The organism is Luteibacter sp. RCC_6_2 (assembly GCF_041360655.1).
Lineage (GTDB): Bacteria > Pseudomonadota > Gammaproteobacteria > Xanthomonadales > Rhodanobacteraceae > Luteibacter.
Map to the genome: position 1 here is coordinate 13,089 of NZ_JBFUPQ010000005.1, position 20,918 is coordinate 34,006.

Genomic DNA, 20,918 nt, shown 5'->3' on the forward strand with positions numbered 1-20,918 from the left:
CGTCATTGAGGGGATGGAACATGCGAAAGGCATTGGCGGCAATCGCATCACTGATGTGGATGGCCACGTCGTATGCCTCCAATGCTCCGGCATGGAAAGATAAGGCGGATGCAATTCTCCACGAAGTATCCGACTACGCCCCCGGCGCCTCGGTCGCCATCGTCGAAAAGGGGCAACTGGTCTATTCAACGTCACGCGGACTCGCAAGCGTTGAACTGAATGTGCCCCTCATTGCGGCAAGCCGGTTCAGGATCGGCTCGTTGACCAAGACGGTTACGGCCGCCGCCATCTTGAAACTACAGGCCGACGGACAGCTGAACCTCGATGACCCTCTAGCAAAGTGGCTGCCAAATTTTTTGGGGAGTTCGGGAATTACCATAAGAGAACTTCTCAACCATACGTCGGGAGTCAGCGATGCATGGGATGCGCCGCTCGCCGAAGTGTTGAGTACGGAACAGAGGCTTGCATTGATCGGCAAGGCGCATGCTGATTTTCCACCTGGCACGGATTGGCGGTATAGCAATTCCGGCTACATGGTGTTGGGTGCAGTTCTCGAGAAAGTGACGGGGCTCAGTTGGTCGGATGCAGCGCGAAAACTGGTCCTCGAACCTCTTGGCATTGACGGCCTTGGCTACCACGATGATTCGGCTGTGGTTCGGGGCCTGGTGCCCGGGTACACAAGCGGACAAGACGGCCGACCAGCGAAGCCAGCGCTGTATAGCATCTCCGGACCAGGGGCGGCGGGCGCACTCGACGGAGATGCGACTAGCGTTGCGACCCTGCTTCGCCGTCTTGGCACTAGCCAAGGACCGTGGCCGGTCATCTTCAAGTCCATGACGACCCCTACGCGAGTGGGAAAGCAAGATATCCCCTATGGAATGGGAACCGTGCCCGGAAGGTTGCACGGCATCCCCATCGTGGAACATGCAGGCGGCATCGAAGGATATTCGGCGTATTACGTCTATGCGATGGGTCAGGACCTGGCGGTCGTCGTCCTCGAGAATTCGGACTCACCAAAAGTCACTTCTCGCTCCCTTGCCCGTCGTATCGCCGGCGTAGCCCTGGGTGTTCCCTACAGAACCTTTGAGCCTGCGGCGTGGCCCGCGCAGAAGATCAACGCCCTCGCTGGAAGCTACGTTATCGAGGGTGACAGCCGGCATTCCATCGCAATCCACGATGGCGCCCCATGGATACGACGTGATGATGGTCCGGAAAAGCGCCTCGTGCCGGCAGCTGGAAATGTTCTTTTCTATGCTGGTGATGGCACTGACTTCATCGAGCCCGTGCAGGATGGGAACGGCGTAGCGCACTCGCTGAAATTTCATTCGGACGGCGAGGCATCATTTCGGGTCGAGGCTCGGGAAAAGAGCAAATGAATGATGCTCGCCAACGTAGATCGTTATTCATCCAACACGGCGATTACTTCGGCGCAGACAGGAGCTCTTTCTTCGATCGCTCAGGATCACGTTGGAGACTTCTACAATTTCACGATTTTCTTCACTAATCGCAGCGATGACAAGTTCACCTGTGCTGATTTCTGCGATTACGCGGCCAGGATGGCAAACATGCCACCCATTAACGACAAGTCGTTGTATGGTCTGTCGCCGCTGCCATCAGATTTGTCGAAGAGCGCTAACTATCACATGTCCGTGATGGACTGGCCGGGGAAATGGCATGTTCGAATTCAACGCCTTTCATATATTGGTCCTTGCGGCTTTGTTGACTACGTTGGGCACCGATCCTTCTGCTGAGCATGCAGCTCCAGGACGTTCGACTTTACCTGGACGGTTTTTCTTTCTCGCGGTGAATCCGGCAGACAAAACGCGTGCCGGTGAACCCCTTGATCGACTGCTATATGAGATGCCTGCCAACGGGCAGTCTCCCCCAAGGGTGATTACAAAGTTCACTTACATGCGTGACTTGGTCTCCTACCCTAGAAGCGGCACCGTGGGGGTCAACGTACGCACGGGTTCCGAGCGAGGTGCGTTCCTGGTCGATGCTCATCCGGGTGGCAAATTCAACGTGACGCCACTTCTGTCGCCAAAACAGGCCGCAGTGTTCGAGTCCGTTGACTGGGACGCACCCACACCGGCTACCCCAGGCCATCGGCATCTTGAAACTGGAGTTGTACTATCGCCTGACGGAACACGGGTGGCCGGAGTCGACGCAACATGGCATCTTTGCATTATCGAGCATCCGGGAGGCAAAGCCATCTTCTGCTCTGATAACCTAGTCACGTGCCCAGGCAATCAGCTTACGTGGTCACCAGATGGAAACATGGTTGCGTTCGTCTCACCAATCCGAAGCAACTTGACCGCCTGCAATCTCCACGAGGTATCCGCCCTTGATTTGCGCACCGGCGAGTCACAGCAATTAACAGATGTCCCCGGGGAGCAGTTCAACAAGGAGATGCAACGCGCCATCGTCAAACAGGGTGACCCGACGAATCGTTGGCACCGATCAGACCATCCGGCATGGTCCCCTGATGGACAATGGATAGCGTTTTCCAGCAGCAGGGGCATTGGGCGCATTCGTCCTGATGGATCAGGTTTTCAGATCGTCGCAAAAGGCCTTGACCCCACGTGGTCCCCCGACGGCAGCATGCTCGCCTATCGGGTTCCGAAGACGAAGGGGGCGGCCGTGCAGATGGCTCGAACACGCTTTGGATATCCCATGGGACGTCGCCGTGAGCCGACCTGACGGCGTAGGGACAGTCACCGTGATTGGTGACAACGAATCGTCGTTATCGGTTGAGGAGGTCGTGTGGATGCCCTAGGTCGTCATGCGTCACGCAACCCGCTGCGGGTAGGTCGTGAACTCAACTGCTGCTTTAGCGCGACTAAAGTGCCACGCCCGCCGAGATGACGAACGCGCTCGTTTGAAATACATTCGCCTGTCCACTACTTTTCCGATGGCTTCCTATACCTCCTTAAGTGGCTTGGGTGCGATGGCTACCACGATGACTTATGCGCGGTTTGGGTGGGACGGAGTCTGCGCGTTGGGTGCTGGGGTCAGTGGCTTGGCGCTTGTGTTCTGAGCGCAGTCCTTGCAATGGGCGCCGACCCTATCGGATGTACAGCAGGATTAGCAGGCCGATGCCGGCGGCGATGGCGACAAGAGACTCCACGAGCATCCATGTGCCATCCGGGTTTCCCTCTCGCCGGAGCCTCCGCATCATGGCAACCGCTGATGTTTCCGGTGCGTGTGCCCGGCTATAACGGAAATAAATCCGCCAGCTGGCGAGGCCAGATCCGGCCATGACGAGAATCAGCAGGAGATGTACGACGTGATAGGTGGCGGGGCTCATGGCCGGATCCGTGAGTAAAGGGCGCTCGCGTCAATGCGAGGCATTAGCCGGTATTGCGCTTTCAAGGGCCTTTCGTGGGCAGCGGTTCGTCTTGCTCTGCCTCCAATTGCTGGTATGTATGAATCTGGTCTCACTCTCGCCCGCGCAAGTACAAGCAAATAGGACATGTCCCCCATGACCAACATCCCCCAAGCACCCGTCATCCTTATCACCGGCGGAAGCCGCGGCGTCGGCGCGGCAACCGCACGTCTAGCGGCCAAACAAGGCTATGACGTGGCGATTAGCTACGTTTCCAATGCATCGGCCGCGCAGGCCGTCGTGGCGGACATCGAAGCCATGGGACACCGTGCCATTGCCGTGCGCGCAGACAGCGCAGAGCCGGGACAGGTGGAACAGCTGTTTACCGCCATTGACCATACCTTCGGCCGAATCGACGTGCTGGTGAACAACGCGGCTGTCCTGGAACTGCAGTCGCGCCTCGAAGATCTCAGTTTCGAAAGGATGCAGCGCGTCTTCGCCGTCAACACCATCGGCCCGATCCTTTGCGCCCAGCAGGCTTCCAAACGCATGTCGCACCGCCATGGTGGACGTGGCGGTTCCATCGTCAACATTTCGTCGGCGGCGGCCCGCCTCGGCAGTCCGAACGAGTACGTCGACTACGCTGCCTCCAAGGGTGCCCTCGAGACCTTCACCACCGGGTTCGCCAAGGAGGTCGCGCGAGAAGGTATCCGGGTGAACTGTGTTCGTCCGGGGCATATCTACACCGAGATGCATGCCAGTGGCGGCGAGCCGGGACGGGTCGACCGGGTGAAGGATTCGATTCCGATGGGCCGTGGTGGTCAGCCCGAGGAAGTGGCTCGGGCGATCCTGTGGCTTGCTGGCGATGAGGCGTCTTTCGTGACCGGGACCTTCCTCGACGTCACCGGCGGCAAATAAGCCCTGCGCCGATCACAAGCCACTTTCACCAAAACGTTGAAAGTGTTGTGCCAACTAGTGCCTTTTTTCTCGAACAGGCCTCGCGCAAGCTTTACCTGCGTCTTATCCCCTGTCCGAGGTCACTTCCATGAAACAGCTTCTACTCGCCGGAATTATGGCCGCCTCCTTCTCGGCGGTGGCCGATCCTTCCCCGTCGCCTGCCGTCGAGCGAGTGGCCACATTCGAGGGCGCGATGCCGACGGGCGTGACGGTGGCGCCGAACGGCCGGATCTTCGTCAACTATCCCCAATGGGGCGACGATCCCGCCTTCACGGTTGGGGAACTCAAGGACGGCAAGGTCACCGCCTACCCGTCGCAGGCGCTCAATAACGCCGACCCGTCCCATGCCGCTTCCACCCTCATCAGCGTCCAGAGCGTGGTCGCCGACGCCGCCAACCGCTTGTGGATCCTCGATACGGGCGCGCCGAAGTTCGCGGCACCGATCGCCGGTGGCGCGAAACTCGTCGCGGTCGACCTGGCCACCAACAAGGTCGTCAAGACCATCGTGCTCGCAGACGACGTGGTCCTCCCTACCACCTATGTGAACGACGTCCGCTTCGACCTGCGTGTGGGCAAGGCAGGTGTCGCCTACATCACCGACAGCTCGGTCAAAGGTCCGGGAGGCATCATCGTCGTCGATCTCGATTCAGGTCACGCGATCCGCCGCCTGAGCGGGCACGCGAGCACCATGCCGGACAAGGACTTCGTGCCGGTCATCGAGGGCAAGCCCTTGATGAATCGCCCGGCGGGAGGCCCGCCGAGCCCTTGGCTCGTCGCCAGCGATGGCATCGCCATCTCCGCCGACGGGAAGACGCTGTATTACTGCGCACTGTCGAGCCGCCACCTTTTCAGCGTACCTACCGCACTACTGCGCGATGAAAAGGTGCCCGAAGCCGACATCGAAAAGGCCGTACGCGACCTCGGCATGAAGGGCGCGTCCGATGGCCTGGCGGAAGATGATAAGGGCCGCGTCTACGGCGGGGACTACGAGCACAACAGCATCCGCCGCTACGAAGCCGGCAAATGGGAAACCTTGGTGACCGACCCGCGCATTCTGTGGCCGGACACCTTATCGGTCGGTACGGATGGCTATCTGTACTTCACCGCTAACCAGCTGCACCGGCAGGCGGGTTTTCATGAAGGGAAGGACGAGCGCAAGCAGCCCTACGAGTTGCTCAGGGTCAAGATCGGCGCGGGGCCCGTGCTGCTCAAGTAGCGCCAAAGAAAAAGGCCGCCTGCGTTGGCAGGCGGCACTGGGGGCACTGATCGAGGTCGTAGCATTAGGGCAGATTCTTGGTGGATGTCACAGCCAACATAAGCGGCCGCGAATCGGGTACTCCGGGCTCAAGGTCGCCTGTCACCGACACGCGAACTCCGTTAATGGGACCATTGGATACAATGGCAGCCACATCTATTTCCCGCTGATTGACAAACGACGATGGACCGCGGGCTGAAGGTCGATCCGAAATCACCGTAATCGACTGATCGAGACGCAGATAAATATGCCGCGTCGCGTCGGTGTATAGCGTGCCTACCAGGGTCACTGGCCCGAAATGCACAGACATGGTGTCGGCAGCGCTAGCCATCGGGATTGTCCCCACGACCGCAACCACCAATGCTGCTCGCAGTAACCGTTTTTGCATGAAGACTACCTCGTGAGGCTGAAACGTTGACTGCGCACTGGCGCAGACGCGTGCGGACGCAGATGCGGGTTGCAGATGAACTTAGCCGTGGACACAGACGGACGCCTGCGCAGCACTCATGGGTACCACGCCCTTTTTCAGCTTACCTGATTAATTTCTGAGCAATTTTTCGGCGCTCCGCATTCTTTACCGCTCGATGTCGCGAGGATCCTGTTGAAGGTGCCAACGCCAGAACTTCAACCCCTCTTTCCCGTAATAGAAATATCGCGAGGTGAGACGCATCACAAATATGGTCCCAGCGACGAGAAGAAACTCACTGAGCACGCGGGGAACAAAAGGCCGGATGAGAAAGATATACAGCAACACCCAACCGATAAAAACACCAATTTTTACGAAGATTTTCATGATGTATATCACTAGACCTGGTCGACCAAGACAGCAAGTGGCATGCGAACGTAAAGCTAATCGCGGACGAGCTTTGCGATTCGTTCGAGCGCGAACAAGAGCTATTCAAGAACGAGCACGAACTGATCACCTTGATGAGTTCGCTGGTCGATGACAACCCAGGAACGATTGCGCTGAGGCATCGGCTGATCATCGCCAAGTCCTTGGTGGGAAACTTTGGCCAACGGTTGATTACGGATCTCAAAGACTGCGTTGGCCGGACGCCTAGGGCAAAGGAAAAAATCCATCAACGGCTTGGTTCGATCGCTACGATCATCCATTACAACAATGGGTGGAGCGAACTCGAGGGGCTATCGGGTGACTTGCTCGCGTCGAAATCACCAGCACAAATCTGCGATCTGATCGCCGATCTCCTGAACAAACGAGACGTCGAATACCAATGCACCTTGTCGATCAGCGGCGATAAGGGCGTTGTTGTGGGCGTGTTGAGCGGCGTCGATATTTACCGCACACCGACCAAGCGCATCACCCAACTCAAAAATACTCCCCATATTTCTGTGTGGTTCGATCGGCATGTGGATTGCGCAATGGTCACACTTACCATACAAGCCTCATCGGCATCGCAAGCCGCACACCAGTCGTCGCAACGGATCAATCAAATCCTCAACATCCACAACCTGATTGCCAACGCTGCGACCTTTCGGACCACCCCCGTCGTCGTCGTGGAGTCAGCCCTGTCCGAGCCGGCATTGATCGAGGTCACGCCAGGCAAGCATTTCGGCTTGTCGGTGCGCGCTAATGCCACGAAAGTAACCCTTCGGCGACTGAGAGCGATAGGCCCGCGCCTCAATGACAACCTCAGGCTCTCCAATGCCTTGGAGTCACATCGACTGGCACTTTCGGCGGGAGACCCACAGACAGCCATCATCAACCTGTGGACCGCCCTCGAGACCATCGCTGGGCCCGCCCCGTCAGGGCCCATCGGCGCACACGTTGCCAAGACCATCGCTCCGATCGTCGCATGGCGTCGCATCGACAAGATTGTCGGCTACACGGCCATCTGTGTGCATAAACTGCTCAAAGAGCGAGGGATAGGTATCCCTCCCCACCTAACGCATTCCAATTCCCATAGGGTTTCGCGGGAAGATGTTCTGGAAGCCATGACCGGGGCTGATAACAACCCGACTGCCGTTGCCATTATGGGGTTAAGTGACGATGCTCAACTGCTGCGCATTCGAATTCAGGAGACTTATAACTCCTTCGGAACCGCGGACGGCATGCGAAAATCCCTGGCACGGTCAAACGACCGCATTGTCTGGCAGATCCATCGGATCTACCGCGCCAGGAATCTGCTGGTGCATCGAGGTGAGCAAAGCCACCTCATATGGCGGCTGTTGCAAAACGCTCAGTACTACACGTCCTTGGTCATCAGTCGGGTCATGCACGACATGGCGATCAACGAAGGCTGGACCATTGACACAGCCCTAGAAGCGGAAAAACTACGTTACGAACATCTGGTCAGGACCTTGGCCCGCCACCCTGATCAGATTATGTATGGAGATCTCATCGTCAAACGCTGCTCCAACCCCGAACGACCGGTGTGGACCAAAACTGACACGGTGCCAAGTTGAGCCGCGTGTAAGGCTGGTCGTTGCTACGCGCCATCCACCGCGATATCACCGGCTCAGGCTTCGCGGTGCCTGAGCATGATCTCAGCGTAGTCAACCAGCCCTCGCTCCAGAAGCTTGCGGTGCACGGGGACGGCTCTTGCGCTGGCGTCGGTTTTGAGGCTTTGTCCTTCACCATCGGCAGACACGCGAATGCAGGCAATTCCGTCCTCCGTCACGAAATCGTCGAGGTGCAACTGCCCAACCTGGCTGACGTGCGCAGGTAAGAGGTCCCTTCATGTACCACACCGCCAACCTGCCCATGCAATGTTCAAAAAAAAAAACCGCCTATTTGCGCGTACAGCGTAGATCTGCCGCATAGGCGTGGCGGGTATGTTACGTACAGCATCCGAGAAAGTGTTAGCTGTTTCAACTACTGGTTGACGAAAAAACTAACAGTTCAACTTTTTTGGCAAACAGACACCCTATGACACCAACCCAACGTGGATAAAACGTGGAAAACCAGAGGTGTCAAATCAGATTTAAAAAAATCAATAACTTAAGAGAATTCATGGCGGAGAGAGTGGGATTCGAACCCACGGTAGGCTTACACCTACGGCAGTTTTCAAGACTGCTGCCTTAAACCACTCGGCCATCTCTCCATAAACTTTTATCAGGCGATAACTTCCAATCCCGCCATATACGGCCGCAGCACCTCGGGCACCTCGATCGACCCGTCCGGCTGCTGGAAATTCTCCATCACCGCGACAAGTGTACGACCAACCGCCAGGCCGGAGCCATTGAGCGTGTGCACGAGTTCCGGCTTGCCCGTGGCCGGGTTGCGCCAGCGGGCCTGCATGCGGCGGGCCTGGAAGTCGGTGCAGTTGGAGCAGCTGCTGATTTCGCGGTAGGTGTTCTGGCTGGGCAGCCACACTTCCAGATCGTAGGTCTTGGCGGCGGCGAAACCCATGTCGCCGGTGCACAGCTGCACCTTGCGGTACGGCAGCTTCAGCGCCTGGAGCACGGCCTCGGCATGGCCGACCATCTCTTCCAACTGCTGGAAGCTGGTCTCGGCCGTGGCGATCTGCACCATTTCCACCTTCTCGAACTGGTGCTGGCGGATCATGCCGCGCGTGTCGCGGCCGTAGCTGCCGGCTTCCGCGCGGAAGCACATCGAGTGGGCCGTCATGCGCAGGGGCAGTTCGTCGGCTTCGACGATGCTGTCGCGCACGAGGTTGGTCAGGGCCACTTCGGCGGTGGGAATTAGGTAGCGCTTGGTGTCGCCCACCTGGGTGCCGAACAGGTCTTCCTCGAACTTGGGCAACTGGCTGGTGCCTTCCATCGCGTCCGCGTTCACGATCAGCGGCACGTTGTGTTCGAGGTAGCCATGCTTCGTCGTGTGCAGGTCGAGCATGAACTGCGCGAGCGCGCGATGCAGGTGCGCGAGTTGACCGCGCAGCACGGTGAAGCGTGCGCCGGAGAGCTTCGAGCCGGCTTCCGCATCGAGCCAGCCGTGACGGGCGCCGAGGTCGACGTGGTCCTTCACCGGGAAGTCGAACGGACGCGGGTGGCCCCAGCGGAGCAGTTCCACGTTTTCGTTCTCGTCCTTGCCGATGGGCACGGATTCATCGGGCAGGTTCGGGATCTCGAGGGCGATGTCGGCGAGCTTGGCCTGCACCTCGGCCAGGGCGTGCTCGTTGGCCTTGAGCTTGTCGCCGATGCCGGCGACCTCGGCCATCAGCGGGGCCACGTCCTCGCCCTTGGACTTTGCCTGGCCGATGGCCTTGGAACGGGTGTTACGCAGGTTCTGCAGCTCCTGGGTCTCCGTGGAGAGCGCCTTGCGCTCGGACTCCAGGCGCTCGATCGTGCTCACGTCGAGGTCGAAGTTCCGGGCGGCGCGGAGGCGCTCCGCCGTCTCGGCGAGGCGGCCGCGCAGGAGTGCGGGATCCAGCATTGTCGGTGTTCCGTGGGGTGTCGAATGCTGGATTATCGCAAAATTCGATTCGTAGTACGCGCAACGCGTCGCCGGATCAAGCCATCGGCTTGATCCCCGCACCCCGCCCCCTGCGGCCCAGCCACCACCCCGCCGCCGCGCCGGCGACCAACCAGCCGAAGGCCTGCTCGACCAGCGTGCCGGCGGTGAAGGCGCCCGGGAAGCGGTACCAGTTCCAGTACGGCACGCTCAGCGACAGCCAGCTGAAGACGCCGAAAGCCAGACCGATGTAAAGACCGCGGACCACGCCGGTACCCGCCCGGAGCATCACCAGCACCACGATCAGCGCGGCCAGGGTGTCGGAGAGCCACTGGTGGAACAGGTTGCCGCCCATCGCCATCGGGTCCTTCCCATAGGGCGAGTACACGATGAAGGCGTACGGCGAGGCCTTGGCCTTTGCCGAAAAGGCGGCGACGGCCTTGTCGTCGCCGTGCATGGCCATGTCGTAGTGCGGGAGCATGTAGATGCCGTGTTCGGCGGGCAGGCCGTCATGCAGGGCGGAGAGCACCTTGTCCTCGTCCAGCGGCGCGCGCATGGACATCTCGCCCAGTGGCAGCACCATGTGCGCGAAGGCGCCCCAGAGGAACATCACGAGTCCGCCGATCAGGGTTGCGATCGCGATGCGCATGGCCGTTCTCCGCGGTGGGTGTGGGCCGAGGGTACTTCTGGTCAGGGAGCCGGGGTATTGGCCTTTTGGCAGGGGGTGCGGCTTTGTGTGTGGGAGCCGCTTCAGCGGCGATGGGTGGTTGCCGTGACCTGGCCCGCTGCCGCGGGATCGCCGACAGAGTCGGCTCCCACAGACAGAGTCGGGCTCCCAGAGGACAGGGGCGGCTCCGACAAGAGGAAGGCGCGGCTTCTCTCGCCGTGGCCGGATCATGCCGTGGCCGGATCGCCGTTGCCGGATCAGGGTTTCTTGCGGGCTTCGGCTCGGGCGGCACGCAGCGCGGTGAGCTTCTCGCGCAGCTTCACTTCCAATCCACGATCGACCGGGTCGTAGAAGGTCATGCCGACCAGTTCGTCGGGCAGGCATTGCTGGTCGAGGGCCACGCCGCCTTCCACGTCGTGGTCGTACTGGTAGCCGGTGCCGTAGCCCAGGCCTTTCATGAGCTTGGTCGGCGCGTTGCGCAGGTGCATGGGCACGTCGAGGCTGCCCATCTGCTTCACCGTGGCGCGGGCCTTGTTATAGGCCATGTACGCGGCGTTGCTCTTGGGCGAGATGGCCAGCCAGATGGCGAGTTGGGCGAGGCCGAGTTCGCCTTCCGGGCTACCCAGGCGCTCGAAGGTGTCCCAGGCGTCGAGGGCCATGCGCCAGGCTCGCGGTTCGGCGAGGCCCACGTCTTCCACCGCCATGCGCGTCATCCGGCGGGCGAGGTAGAGCGGATCGCAGCCCCCGTCGAGCATGCGCGTGAGCCAGTACACGGCGGCGTCCGGATCGGACGAGCGCACGGATTTGTGCAGCGCCGAGATCTGGTCGTAGAACTGCTCGCCGCTCTTGTCGAAACGACGCGTGCGGTCGGCCAGCACCTGTTCCAGCGTGGTGTCGTCGATGCGGCCGTTTTCCGCCAGTTCGGCCGCGATTTCCAGCAGCGTGAGTGCGCGACGCACGTCGCCATCGGCGGCGCTGGCGATGAGCTTCAACGAGGCTTCGTCCACGCTCAGGCCCAGGTCGCCCAGGCCGCGCTCCTTGTCGGCGAGCGCGCGATGCAAGGCGGCGACGATGTCGTCGGCGCTCACCGCATCCAGCACGTGCACGCGGCAGCGCGAGAGCAACGCGGAATTGAGCTCGAACGAGGGGTTTTCCGTGGTGGCGCCGACGAAGATGATCACGCCGCGTTCGATATGCGGCAGGAAGGCATCCTGCTGCGCCTTGTTGAAGCGGTGCACCTCGTCCACGAACAGCACGGTGCGCCGGCCTTGCGCGAAGTTGCCCTCGGCTTCGGCCAGCGCCTTGCGTACGTCCGGAAGTCCGCTCATCACCGCGGAAATCGCGCGGAAGTCGGCGTCGGCGTAGCGCGCCACCAGCAGGGCCAGCGTGGTCTTGCCGCAGCCAGGCGGCCCCCACAGGATCATCGAATGCACCCTGCCCGCTTCCAGCGCGCGGCGCAGCGGCTTGTCCTCGCCCACCACGCGTTGCTGGCCGACGATCTCGTCGAGCGCACGCGGACGCATGCGCTCGGCCAGTGGTTTCAAGGCTTCGGGTTCGGCGAACAGGCCGGGGGACTGGAAGGACATGGGGATCGATGCGTTCGGTGAACGGGCATTATCGCGCGTTCACCGTGCACGGCGCCTCAATGGCTCATTCGTCGCTGGGCCGGGGCTTGCGCAGCAGGCTCGCGGCCATGCCCGCCACCAGCGCGGCGCCGAGCAGGAGCACCACCCAGAGCAAGGGGCGTGTCCAGTCGAACGGCGCCCCGCTATCGTCCAGCGCCTTGCGGCCCGCCAGTTCCTGGCCGGGGCCCGTCGTGGCGGAGGCAGGCCGCCAACTGGCACCGCCGTCCTTGCGCAGGGCCGCGATGGCATCGTCGATCGGCCAGGCGGGACGGCGCGCGGCACGGCTGCCGACCAGCAGGCGGTACGGCGCGTCGCCTTCGAGCAGGAAGACGAATCGGTCCGGGCGCCAACCCACCGAGAGGCGCGGCGATTCGCGCAGCGGCGTCGCCGAATGCAGGCGCAACAGTTCACGGCGGCCCCGCGATACCTCCAGCGGATGCCGGCCACCGCCATCCTGGCCGGGTGTGACGACGAGGGTGCCGAGTTGGTCGGCGCTCATCGTGCCTTCCACGGCGATCGCATCGAAACGCGCCACGTTGTCGCTCTTGCCGAGTGTCACGCGCAAGGCGCCCACGGGCAGTGCCGCAGGCAGTCGGTAGTCGTAGTCGACACCCTGCCCGCTCGTGCTCGTGTCGGTGGCGGCGAGGTCCAGCCAGCGGCGTGGGGCCTCATCCTTCGCGGAGGCATCTTCCATCGTGCCGGACAGCGTCACGGTGGCGGCGGCACCGTCCGTCCAGGGCGCTTCGCCCCCGGTCACGCGTACGCGGTAGTAACGCGCGGGTGCGCCGGCCAGCTTCACGACGCGTGCATCCACCGCGCCGTCGCCCTTGCCCAGGGTCACCACGGAGGCGCTGCGTACCAGCGGCGTCCAGTCCTGCAGGTTACCGCTGGCGTCGATGTCCAGCGTGAGGCTGGCGTCGCGGTCGAAGGGGGCGAATTCCAGGCGTTCGGGCGCGACGGGCTGGCGCGCGTCGAACAGCCATTCGCGGGGTGCGCCGCTGGCGGGAGCGGCGCCGGGTTCGATGACGATATCGCCATTGGTGCTTCGCTGGATGCGCGGCCCGGCGATGCCGCCCGCGCTTTGCGGCACGGCGAGCAAGGGCGCGTCGAGTGTGACGGGATGCGACGTCGGCGCGGCGGGCGCATACGGACCGGCGGCCACCTGGCGGCCGTGCGCGTCGACGATCACGACATCGGCCAACCCGGCATCGCGGCTCGCCCAGGCATACGCGTCCTGCGGCAACTCCACGACGTACGCCTTCGCGCCGGGTTCGTGGTGGATCGGATAAGCCATCGCGAACGGCAGTGGTGCATCGGCGTGCGCCGCCGTGACGACGAAAGACAACGCGAACAGACAATGACGCCAATCACGACGCATGCGAGGACTCCGCGGGCGGGACCGCTCCCTGCCGTGGCGGCGCGGGCGCGAGATAACCGATGACCGTGCACAACAGGCCATAGGCGATGAACGAGGCGATGCCGAACAGGTTGCCGAGATGGCCCCGGTCGACCAGCAGCAACTTCAACAGCACCAACGCCATGGTCGCGGCGCCGGCCATCCAGAGCAGGCGTTGCCCACGCTTCGAACCGAGCACCCAAGCCACCACGCCGATCACGCTCCAGACCACGGTGAGCGAAAGCTCCGCCAGGCTCGAACCCGGCATGTCGCCGTTCCAGGGCACGCCGCCGAGGTGGTGCACGGCGCGCAGCGTCATGCTCGTGGCCATGATGAAGAACACCACGGCGAGCACCGCCGGACGTGTCGCGCGTACCTCGCGCGGGATCGCCTCGTCGGAAATCGCCCGCGCCACGAAAAGCAGTACGGCCACCAGCAGCAGGTCCACCGGGTTGAGCACGGGTACGAAGGGCAACGGTTTCGGGTTGCCGGCCGTGCCGAGTGCCGCGATACCCACCGCGATCATCGCCAGCGCCGCGCAGGTGCCGACGGCGTATCGGATATCGCGCGCATGCCCTTGCAACGGCGAAGCAAGCCAACGCACCGCCCACAACACCGGCGCCGCAAGCGACAAGGTCGGCAGCGCGGCGGCGAGCAGGCGCCAACCTTCGCCGAGTGCCGGCGCCGCGTCGAGCGCGAGCACGATCGCCACGGTGAAGATCAACGCCCAGCGCACCCACCACACCGTGGCCGAGGCCACGGCGGCGACGCGATGCGAGGCGACGCCGCGCAAGGCGAACCAGCCCGTGATGGCCATGACGACCACGGCACCCAGCGGCCAACGAGCCAGCGGCTGGATGTTCGCGTTGGCTCCGGACAGCACCACCACGAGGCCGCCCAGCAGGAACAGAGGCACGCCAAAGGCCAGCACCACGCCGAGGTCGAGCTTGCGCGCGCGGGGACATGCCAGCCCCAGCAAGCACGCGGTCACCGACGACAAGGCCAGCCAGCACGCGGATTCGATCTCGGCATCGATGACGAAGGTGTCGATCTCGTTGGCGAAACTCACCAGCCACCAGAGCACCGCCCACACGAGCAGGCCGATGCGCGCGAGCCCCGACACGCCACGCGACATGCCGTGCCGGTCGAACTGCCAGACACCCACGCTCGCACCGATCACCAGCAGCAGGCTGCCGATGAAGGTCGCGTTGAACAGCGGCGTGTCGTTGTAGTGGTGATGGAAAAGCGAGGCCAGCACCCACGCCACGCCGGCCGCTAATTGCAGGAAGACACCCGCCCAGCGCGGCAGGCGTCGTGCCTGGCGGAAACCGAGCCAGATCAGGCCCGCGCCTTCCAACGCGAACACGCTGGCCGTCACGCTCGCGCTCAAGGCCAACGGTACGGCGATGGTGGCGAAGGCCACCGCGAGTACGGCCCAGGTCTCGCGCAGCAATCCCATGTCGTCGCGCTTGCGGATGGCGAAGGCGATGGCCACGTAGATCGCCGCCGCGACGAGCGCCGAGAGCGCCAGCGGCATCGGCTTCCAGTCGAGCAGCGCGCCTTGCAGCAACAGGCTGACGATCGGGTTGCCGAACATCAGGCACCCGTCGAGGATGGCCCGCTCGCGCTTCGGCGAACGCAGCACGTGCAACCACGGTACGGCGAGATAGAGCAGGAAATGCAGGATGAGGAACGGCTCGGTGCTGGCGAACAGCGCCGGCTGGTAGCTCAGGACGCCCCACGTGGTGGCCACGCCGAAGGTGGCGATGAAGCCCAGCACGTTGAGTACCCGCCACGCGCGCTTCCATGCGATGCCGAGGATGCCGAGGTTGAGCACCGCGTAGTACGAGAACAAGGCGACGTGGTTGCCTTCGCCGGTCGACGCGATGATCGGCGCGGCGAAGCCGGCGACGAGGCCGAGCACGGCGAGCGCGAGAGCGTCTTGCAGTACCGCCAGCACGCCGAGGGCGCCGACGAACACGATCAGCAAGGCGAAGGTCCAGCCGGCGGGAAGCAAGCCGTAGAGGCGGTAGGCGGCGAAGACGGTCATCACCAGCACGCCGATGGCGCCGCCTTGCAGCGAGAGCGCGAAAGCGCGGCGCTTGTCGCGCTGCCACCAGCCGAAGGCGGCACCGGCGATGGCCGCGAGCGCGACGACGATCAGGCGCACCGATACGGGGATGCGCAGCAGGCCGTTGTCGGAGGCGTACTTGAGGAAAGCGGCGATACCGGCGAAGAGCACCAGCATGCCGACCTTCACCGGGACGTTGCCTTCGGTGAACCAGCTTTTGATGGCGGTGGTGAGGCGGTCGGTGATGGTGGGACCGGTGGGGCGTGGCGGTTGGCGAGGTGGCGGTGGGCGGGTATCGCCGACAAGGTCGGCTCCCACAGGGGCTGCTGTAGCTGGTGAGGCTGCCGGGGGCCCGGCGGTGGGGGACCACGACGACGAGGACGCGGCTTCGCGTGCGGGGCGTTGTTCCGGCGTGCCGGCCGTCGCATCGGGCCAAGGCTCGGCGCGCGGATCGTGCTGCGCCGTGCCAGGCCCCTGTGGCATGGGTGGGGCTGCGGTGCGCGTGCCGGGTGCGGCGTCAGTGCCGCGGGCGAGCTGGTCCAGCAGCGCGCGGGCGTGATCGAGGTCGTGGCGCAGTTGCGAGGTGCGGCCCCAGAGGAAACCGATGGCGAAGCCGGCCACGCCACCGGCGACACCCTCACCCACGAAGGCACCGATGACCGCCCCGACGATAGCCCAGACCAGATACATGCCCTTGCTCCCCTGACCACTTCCGATGTTCTGGTGTGAGTCTGGCATGAAACCGCAAGAATGTAGGAGGCAGCTTCGCTGCATCGCCGACAAGTCGGCTCCCACAGAAAGCAGGAGCATCGCCGACAGGGTCGGCTCCCACCGGGTTGCGGCTGACTGGGTAGGACCCGGCAGTGCTTTGGTGGAGACCGGCCGTGCTTTGGTGGGAGCCGACCCTGTCGGCGATGCTCTTGCTCCAACGGCCAATGCCTGCTCGGGTAGCAACGCAATGCCTGCCCTGGTGTCAATGCCTGCCTTTTGTGGGAGCCGACTTGTCGGCGATACGGGTTACCCTGACCCCAGCCAACAACACCGCCACACCACCCTCGCCCTACATGACCCTCCGCACCCCCAACGCCCGCCACCTCATGCTCCTGCTGGCGGCGTTGCTCGCATGGCTTCCCCCGGCCCACGCCACCGACCCCACGCGCACGCTGGGCCAGCTCCACCACATCGCACTGCGCGCCGAGGAAGGAGCGCCGGCCAGCATCGTGTCGATGGCGCAGACCGAGGACGGCTGGCTCTGGCTCAGCACGCGCATGGGCCTGTTCCGCTACGACGGTTTCACCTTCGAGAAGATCCCCCTCCAGCCACCGTCGAGCAACGAGAGCGAGGCCACCTGGACGATCTACGCCGCGCCCGGCGGCGATCTCTGGGTCGCCGGGGCGAACGGTGGCGTGGCGCGCGTGCGCGACGGCACGGCCACGCTCTATGGCACCGCCGACGGCCTGCCCGGCCACGTCGCCATCAACCAGTTCGCGACCGACGGCGACGGCGGCCTATGGGCCACCAGCGAGGTCGGCGTTTACCGTCTCGATGGTTCCCGCTGGAAGGAAGTCTCCTCCCAAACAGGCATCCCCCGTGAGATCGACATGTTCCTCGAGGATGTGCGAGGCAACCTCTGGGCCGGCACCGACGGCAACCTCTACGTGCTGCGCAAGGGAGCCCGGCGCTTCGAGGACACAGGCATACACAGTGGCTCGCGCAGCCACCTGATGATGCATCCCGATGGCAGCCTCTGGCAGCGGAACAACGAGGGCCTGCATCCCTTGCCGGGTGAATGGGGCAAGCCCGTTCCCCATCCTCGTCCGAAGCGCGAGAACAGCGACACGACGATCTTCGATCGCGACGGCAATCTCTGGTCCGTCGCGTGCGCGGAGAACCTCTGCCGCATGTCCGCCAGGGACATCGGAAAAGCGACCACCGCCGACGCCAGCGATCCGGCGATGCAAACCTTCAGCGAAGACCTCGGCATGACGTCGCAGGCCACGATGACGCTGATGGAGGATCGCGACGGGCATGTGTGGATCAGCACGAAGATGGGCCTGGACACCTTCCGCGACACGTGGCTCTCGCGCATCCGTTTTCCGAAGCCCGAGGTGTACTTCGCCCTGGTCGAGGACGGCCACGGACAGGTCTGGACGGGGACGGCGGCACGCACCGGCTACCCCGACCTGTTGTGGAAGCTCACGCCGGACCCGGTCGCGATACCGGGTTTCGACGGCGCGATCAACAGCGCTTACCGCGACACCGACGGGTCGCTCTGGCTCGGCGGCAGCGGAACGCTGTGGCACAAGCGCGACGGGAAGATCGATACCGTCGACCTTCCCGACGATGCGGCCGACCGAAGAACGATCGTGCAGGCCATCGCGCGCGACGGCATGGGCCGCCTGTGGATCTCGTTGCGGCTTCGCGGCGTGTACGTGCGCGACGTCGACGGCTGGTTGCCCGCGTCCACTATCGCGCCCTTCCCTGCCCTCGCACCCGCCGTCATCCACGTGGACCCTGCGGGAAAGCCCTGGTTCGGTTACCTCGACGGCACGGTGGCCACGCTCGATGGCAACACGCTACGACGCTTCGACGCCGGCACCGGCATGGAACAGGGACCGGTGACCGCCATCGCCACCATCGGCGACCATCTCGTCGTGGGCTCGGAACACGGCCTGTCATTCTTCGATGGCGAGCGCTTCCAGCGCCTCGCCGCGCAACCGGCGGATCGTTTCAATTCGATCACCGGCATCGTCCGCAGCAAGGAGGGCTGCGTCTGGGCCTACGGCATCGCCGGCGTGATCCGTTTCACTCCGCAGGCATGGGATGCCGCGTTGAAGCAGCCGAAGGTTCCCGTCGAAGTCCAGTTGCTGACGATGGAGGACGGTCTCGCCGGGCCGGCACAGCTAGTGCGCCCTTTGCCGACCGCGCTCGCGGCCAGCGACGGACGCCTGTGGTTCGCCGGCTCGCAAGGTCTCGCGTGGCTCGACCCTTCGATACTGCCTTCCCCGCTTCTCCCGCCGCCGGTCGTCATCAAGTCGGTGAACTCCGGCGCCACGACCTTCCGGCCGGGCGACATCGTGCGACTGCACGACACCCGCGACCTCAGCGTGATGTACACGGCGCTGGCCCCCGGGCGTCCGCGCGGCCTGTCGTTCCGTTACAAACTCGAAGGTGCCGATAGCGCCGTGCAGGATGCCGGTAACCGCCACGAGGCGCTGTACACCGACCTGGCGCCGGGCCGGTACAGCTTCTGGGCCGAGGCGTCCTACGACGGCCTGCACTGGAGCCGCTCGACACCTTTCGCTGTCACGGTGACGCCGCGCCTCGTCGAACGCACGCCATTCAAGGTGTTCTGCCTGCTGGTCGCGGCGGGACTGGTGTGGCTCGCCCACCGCTGGCGCGTGGGCCTGCTGACGCAACGCCTGCGCCTGCGCCTCGACGAACGCCATGGCGAGCGCGAGCGTATCGCGCGTGAACTGCACGACACGCTGTTGCAAGGCGTACAGGGCCTCATCCTCAAGTTCCAGGCCTTCGTCGACGGCCTGTCGAAGGACGACACCGCGCGCGCCGCGCTGGAACGCAGCATCGATCATGCCGAGGCGCTGCTGGTCGAAGGACGCGACCGGGTGAAGGGGCTACGCAACCACGCTTCCGAGAAAGGCTCGCTCGAAGACCGCATCGCCAGCCTCGCCGACGACGACGTCGGCATCCCCGTGTTCTTCGGCGTGCAGTACGGCAGCCGGCGGCGCCCGGTCAATCCCGTGGTGATCGACGAGGTCTACAGCATCGTGCGTGAGGCCGTGATCAACGCCATGCAGCACAGCCACGCGCAGTCCATCCGCATCATGATGGAGCATGCGCGACGCGCATTGAATATCCATGTGAGCGACGACGGCGACGGCTTCGCGGCGGTGCCGGATGCGCGCGGAGGCGGCAACGGCCATTTCGGCCTGGTCGGCATGCGCGAACGCGCGCGGCGCATGGGCGGTAAGCTGAAGGTGCAGTCGGCACCACAGCGCGGGACGCTCGTGACGGTGAGCATCCCGGCGCGCGTGGCTTACGCCGGCAACGGCCGAAAGAAGCATATTTAACGTTCTTCACGGAAGCCCGGAAAGCCGGAAAGCTCACACGGGTGGGAAGCTTATTTGACCGGCTGGGTCTGCAATACCGGCGCGTCGCCGATCACGTCGGTGCCTTGCGGCGGCACGAAGTTGAACGTGTCCGCCGGCAAGGCCGCGTTACGCTGCCAACCGGCGAACTGGATCGTCGTGGTGTTGCCCAACTGATCCTTGAACACCATGCGGGCCAGGCCGCCCGCATCGAAGCCCAGGTCGGCGTAGTCGAACTGCGGATCTTTCCCCGTGGACTGCAGGCGCAGCCATTGCAGGCCATCCTGCTCGCCCTTCTCCGTGACCTTGAAATCCTTGTCCATCTGCGACAGGTCGGTCAGCACGGTGAGCGGGCTCTGCGCTTCCTCGCTGCTCTGCTTGCGCACCGTGACCTGCTCGAGGTCCGGGTCGTACAGCCAGACGCGGCTGCCGTCGGCGACGATCGTCTGCTTGTACGGCGCGGTGGTTTCCCAGCGGAACTGGCGCGGCGCCTGCAAGGCCATGGTGCCCGTGCTGGTCTTGCCCGGGTCGCCGTTGGCGTTGGCCATGGTCTGGCTGAAACGCCCGGTCAGCGAGTGCATGCCCTTGGCGAAGGCATCCAGGCGTTCGCGCGCCGAGCCGGCGGCGAAGGCCGGCAGGCTGAGGAGGGACAGCGTCGCGACGAGTAGCAGGCGTTTCATGGCGTGGTTTCCGTGGGTGGCGGCGCGATTGTCAGCGATCGGTTTCGAACAGCGACTTAAGCATGTCGATGGCCTCGCCCGGGGTGATCTCCCCGGCTTCCATCTTCTCGCTGATATCGGCGATGGCCTTGCCGTCACGATGCCAGAACGGCGCGTCGCGCGTGGCCGTGTGCACCGGGCGGGCTTCCTGGCCGAGCACGGCGATCTCGGCGATCTCCGGTTGCTCGGCGAAGATGACTTCCAGGGCGTCGTCCACCCCGGCGGTATGGCCCTGGGGATAGTCTCGGGTGACGAAACAGGCGCGGCCGTCGTCGCTGCGCAGTTCCAGCCCGGGAATCGACGGGTTGAGTTCGAAGATGCCCTCGACCTCGTCGAGCACCTCGGCCGTGGGCACGAGGTCACCGGTGACGAGCAGGCCCCAGGGGCGCTGGCGTAGCGCGCCCGGCTTGATGGCGTTCATG

The 20,918-nt window shown here is 63.7% G+C and carries 17 protein-coding genes and 1 tRNA gene; 7 read left to right on the top strand and 11 right to left on the bottom strand.

All coding sequences use genetic code 11. The annotated features are described in order from the left end of the window. Window positions 1-20: 20 nt before the first annotated feature. Genes AB6730_RS06405 through AB6730_RS06415 form a run of 3 tightly spaced genes read left to right on the top strand, consistent with a single transcriptional unit; the run spans window position 21 to window position 2,700 of the window. On the top strand, window positions 21-1,376 hold the full coding sequence (locus tag AB6730_RS06405) for a serine hydrolase domain-containing protein (RefSeq protein WP_371022825.1): 1,356 nt from the start codon (window positions 21-23) through the stop codon (window positions 1,374-1,376). Further along, window positions 1,377-1,751 carry a hypothetical protein gene (locus AB6730_RS06410; protein WP_371022826.1) on the top strand — a complete coding sequence of 125 codons (375 nt, stop codon included), beginning with the start codon at window positions 1,377-1,379 and terminating at the stop codon, window positions 1,749-1,751. After that, window positions 1,675-2,700 (top strand): TolB family protein, encoded by a 1,026-nt coding sequence (locus AB6730_RS06415; RefSeq protein ID WP_371022827.1) that lies wholly within the window; start codon window positions 1,675-1,677, stop codon window positions 2,698-2,700. Before AB6730_RS06410 ends, AB6730_RS06415 begins: the two co-directional genes overlap by 77 nt. A gap of 364 nt (window positions 2,701-3,064) precedes the next feature. On the opposite strand, the gene AB6730_RS06420 is transcribed toward AB6730_RS06415, so the two are convergent. After that, on the bottom strand, window positions 3,065-3,307 hold the full coding sequence (locus AB6730_RS06420) for a hypothetical protein (RefSeq protein WP_371022828.1): 243 nt from the start codon (window positions 3,305-3,307) through the stop codon (window positions 3,065-3,067). A 174-nt stretch (window positions 3,308-3,481) separates the two neighbouring features. On the opposite strand from AB6730_RS06420, the gene AB6730_RS06425 reads away from it, so the two are divergent. Both AB6730_RS06425 and AB6730_RS06430 read left to right on the top strand, forming a co-directional pair. Further along, window positions 3,482-4,243: an SDR family oxidoreductase gene (locus tag AB6730_RS06425; RefSeq protein ID WP_371022829.1), complete on the top strand. Its 762-nt coding sequence runs from the start codon at window positions 3,482-3,484 to the stop codon at window positions 4,241-4,243. A gap of 127 nt (window positions 4,244-4,370) precedes the next feature. Next, window positions 4,371-5,498 (top strand): L-dopachrome tautomerase-related protein, encoded by a 1,128-nt coding sequence (locus AB6730_RS06430; RefSeq protein WP_371022830.1) that lies wholly within the window; start codon window positions 4,371-4,373, stop codon window positions 5,496-5,498. Between the two features lie 613 nt (window positions 5,499-6,111). Here AB6730_RS06430 and AB6730_RS06435 read toward each other — a convergent pair. Then, a complete protein-coding gene (locus AB6730_RS06435; RefSeq protein ID WP_371022831.1) occupies window positions 6,112-6,330 on the bottom strand; it encodes a hypothetical protein in 219 nt (72 codons plus the stop codon). Window positions 6,331-6,464: 134 nt separating this feature from the next. Between AB6730_RS06435 and AB6730_RS06440 the strand changes: the two genes are divergently transcribed. After that, window positions 6,465-7,961 (top strand): hypothetical protein, encoded by a 1,497-nt coding sequence (locus tag AB6730_RS06440; RefSeq protein ID WP_371022832.1) that lies wholly within the window; start codon window positions 6,465-6,467, stop codon window positions 7,959-7,961. A 53-nt stretch (window positions 7,962-8,014) separates the two neighbouring features. On the opposite strand, the gene AB6730_RS06445 is transcribed toward AB6730_RS06440, so the two are convergent. From AB6730_RS06445 to AB6730_RS06475, 7 genes are all read right to left on the bottom strand, one after another. Next, window positions 8,015-8,194 carry a hypothetical protein gene (locus AB6730_RS06445; RefSeq protein ID WP_371022833.1) on the bottom strand — a complete coding sequence of 60 codons (180 nt, stop codon included), beginning with the start codon at window positions 8,192-8,194 and terminating at the stop codon, window positions 8,015-8,017. A gap of 315 nt (window positions 8,195-8,509) precedes the next feature. Further along, window positions 8,510-8,599, bottom strand: a tRNA-Ser gene (locus tag AB6730_RS06450). Between the two features lie 11 nt (window positions 8,600-8,610). Then, complete coding sequence (gene serS, locus AB6730_RS06455; protein WP_371022834.1) at window positions 8,611-9,891, bottom strand: serine--tRNA ligase; 1,281 nt, start codon at window positions 9,889-9,891, stop codon at window positions 8,611-8,613. 76 nt (window positions 9,892-9,967) lie between these two features. Then, window positions 9,968-10,558, bottom strand: a complete 591-nt coding sequence (locus AB6730_RS06460; protein ID WP_371022835.1) for a hypothetical protein — start codon at window positions 10,556-10,558, stop codon at window positions 9,968-9,970. Between the two features lie 275 nt (window positions 10,559-10,833). After that, a complete protein-coding gene (locus tag AB6730_RS06465; RefSeq protein ID WP_371022836.1) occupies window positions 10,834-12,162 on the bottom strand; it encodes a replication-associated recombination protein A in 1,329 nt (442 codons plus the stop codon). 64 nt (window positions 12,163-12,226) lie between these two features. Continuing rightward, entirely contained in the window at window positions 12,227-13,579 is a 1,353-nt protein-coding gene (locus tag AB6730_RS06470) for a DUF3999 family protein (RefSeq protein WP_371022837.1), read from the bottom strand. Next, window positions 13,569-16,358 carry a DUF2339 domain-containing protein gene (locus AB6730_RS06475; protein ID WP_371022838.1) on the bottom strand — a complete coding sequence of 930 codons (2,790 nt, stop codon included), beginning with the start codon at window positions 16,356-16,358 and terminating at the stop codon, window positions 13,569-13,571. The genes AB6730_RS06470 and AB6730_RS06475 overlap by 11 nt, the downstream gene beginning before the upstream one ends. 374 nt (window positions 16,359-16,732) lie before the next feature. Between AB6730_RS06475 and AB6730_RS06480 the strand changes: the two genes are divergently transcribed. Continuing rightward, window positions 16,733-19,759, top strand: a complete 3,027-nt coding sequence (locus tag AB6730_RS06480; RefSeq protein ID WP_371022839.1) for an ATP-binding protein — start codon at window positions 16,733-16,735, stop codon at window positions 19,757-19,759. Window positions 19,760-19,809: 50 nt separating this feature from the next. Here the strand turns inward: AB6730_RS06480 and lolA are convergent, their stop codons facing one another. Both lolA and AB6730_RS06490 read right to left on the bottom strand, forming a co-directional pair. Beyond that, the gene (lolA, locus tag AB6730_RS06485; protein WP_371022840.1) at window positions 19,810-20,457 is read right to left on the bottom strand and encodes an outer membrane lipoprotein chaperone LolA; all 648 of its coding nucleotides are present in this window, start codon (window positions 20,455-20,457) and stop codon (window positions 19,810-19,812) included. 31 nt (window positions 20,458-20,488) lie between these two features. Further along, complete coding sequence (locus tag AB6730_RS06490) at window positions 20,489-20,917, bottom strand: hypothetical protein (RefSeq protein ID WP_371022841.1); 429 nt, start codon at window positions 20,915-20,917, stop codon at window positions 20,489-20,491. Window position 20,918 lies beyond the last annotated feature (1 nt).

What these genes read in the sequence shown, in the direction of transcription:
- AB6730_RS06425 (WP_371022829.1), top strand. Translation starts at nt 3,482, where the DNA reads ATGACCAACATCCCCCAAGCACCCGTCATCCTTATCACCGGCGGAAGC.
- AB6730_RS06430 (WP_371022830.1), top strand. Translation starts at nt 4,371, where the DNA reads ATGAAACAGCTTCTACTCGCCGGAATTATGGCCGCCTCCTTCTCGGCG.
- AB6730_RS06435 (WP_371022831.1), bottom strand. Translation starts at nt 6,330, where the DNA reads ATGAAAATCTTCGTAAAAATTGGTGTTTTTATCGGTTGGGTGTTGCTG.
- AB6730_RS06470 (WP_371022837.1), bottom strand. Translation starts at nt 13,579, where the DNA reads ATGCGTCGTGATTGGCGTCATTGTCTGTTCGCGTTGTCTTTCGTCGTC.
- AB6730_RS06405 (WP_371022825.1), top strand. Translation starts at nt 21, where the DNA reads ATGCGAAAGGCATTGGCGGCAATCGCATCACTGATGTGGATGGCCACG.
- lolA (WP_371022840.1), bottom strand. Translation starts at nt 20,457, where the DNA reads ATGAAACGCCTGCTACTCGTCGCGACGCTGTCCCTCCTCAGCCTGCCG.
- AB6730_RS06460 (WP_371022835.1), bottom strand. Translation starts at nt 10,558, where the DNA reads ATGCGCATCGCGATCGCAACCCTGATCGGCGGACTCGTGATGTTCCTC.
- AB6730_RS06480 (WP_371022839.1), top strand. Translation starts at nt 16,733, where the DNA reads ATGACCCTCCGCACCCCCAACGCCCGCCACCTCATGCTCCTGCTGGCG.
- AB6730_RS06420 (WP_371022828.1), bottom strand. Translation starts at nt 3,307, where the DNA reads ATGAGCCCCGCCACCTATCACGTCGTACATCTCCTGCTGATTCTCGTC.
- AB6730_RS06490 (WP_371022841.1), bottom strand. Translation starts at nt 20,917, where the DNA reads ATGAACGCCATCAAGCCGGGCGCGCTACGCCAGCGCCCCTGGGGCCTG.
- AB6730_RS06475 (WP_371022838.1), bottom strand. Translation starts at nt 16,358, where the DNA reads ATGTATCTGGTCTGGGCTATCGTCGGGGCGGTCATCGGTGCCTTCGTG.
- AB6730_RS06440 (WP_371022832.1), top strand. Translation starts at nt 6,465, where the DNA reads ATGAGTTCGCTGGTCGATGACAACCCAGGAACGATTGCGCTGAGGCAT.
- serS (WP_371022834.1), bottom strand. Translation starts at nt 9,891, where the DNA reads ATGCTGGATCCCGCACTCCTGCGCGGCCGCCTCGCCGAGACGGCGGAG.
- AB6730_RS06465 (WP_371022836.1), bottom strand. Translation starts at nt 12,162, where the DNA reads ATGTCCTTCCAGTCCCCCGGCCTGTTCGCCGAACCCGAAGCCTTGAAA.
- AB6730_RS06410 (WP_371022826.1), top strand. Translation starts at nt 1,377, where the DNA reads ATGATGCTCGCCAACGTAGATCGTTATTCATCCAACACGGCGATTACT.
- AB6730_RS06415 (WP_371022827.1), top strand. Translation starts at nt 1,675, where the DNA reads ATGTTCGAATTCAACGCCTTTCATATATTGGTCCTTGCGGCTTTGTTG.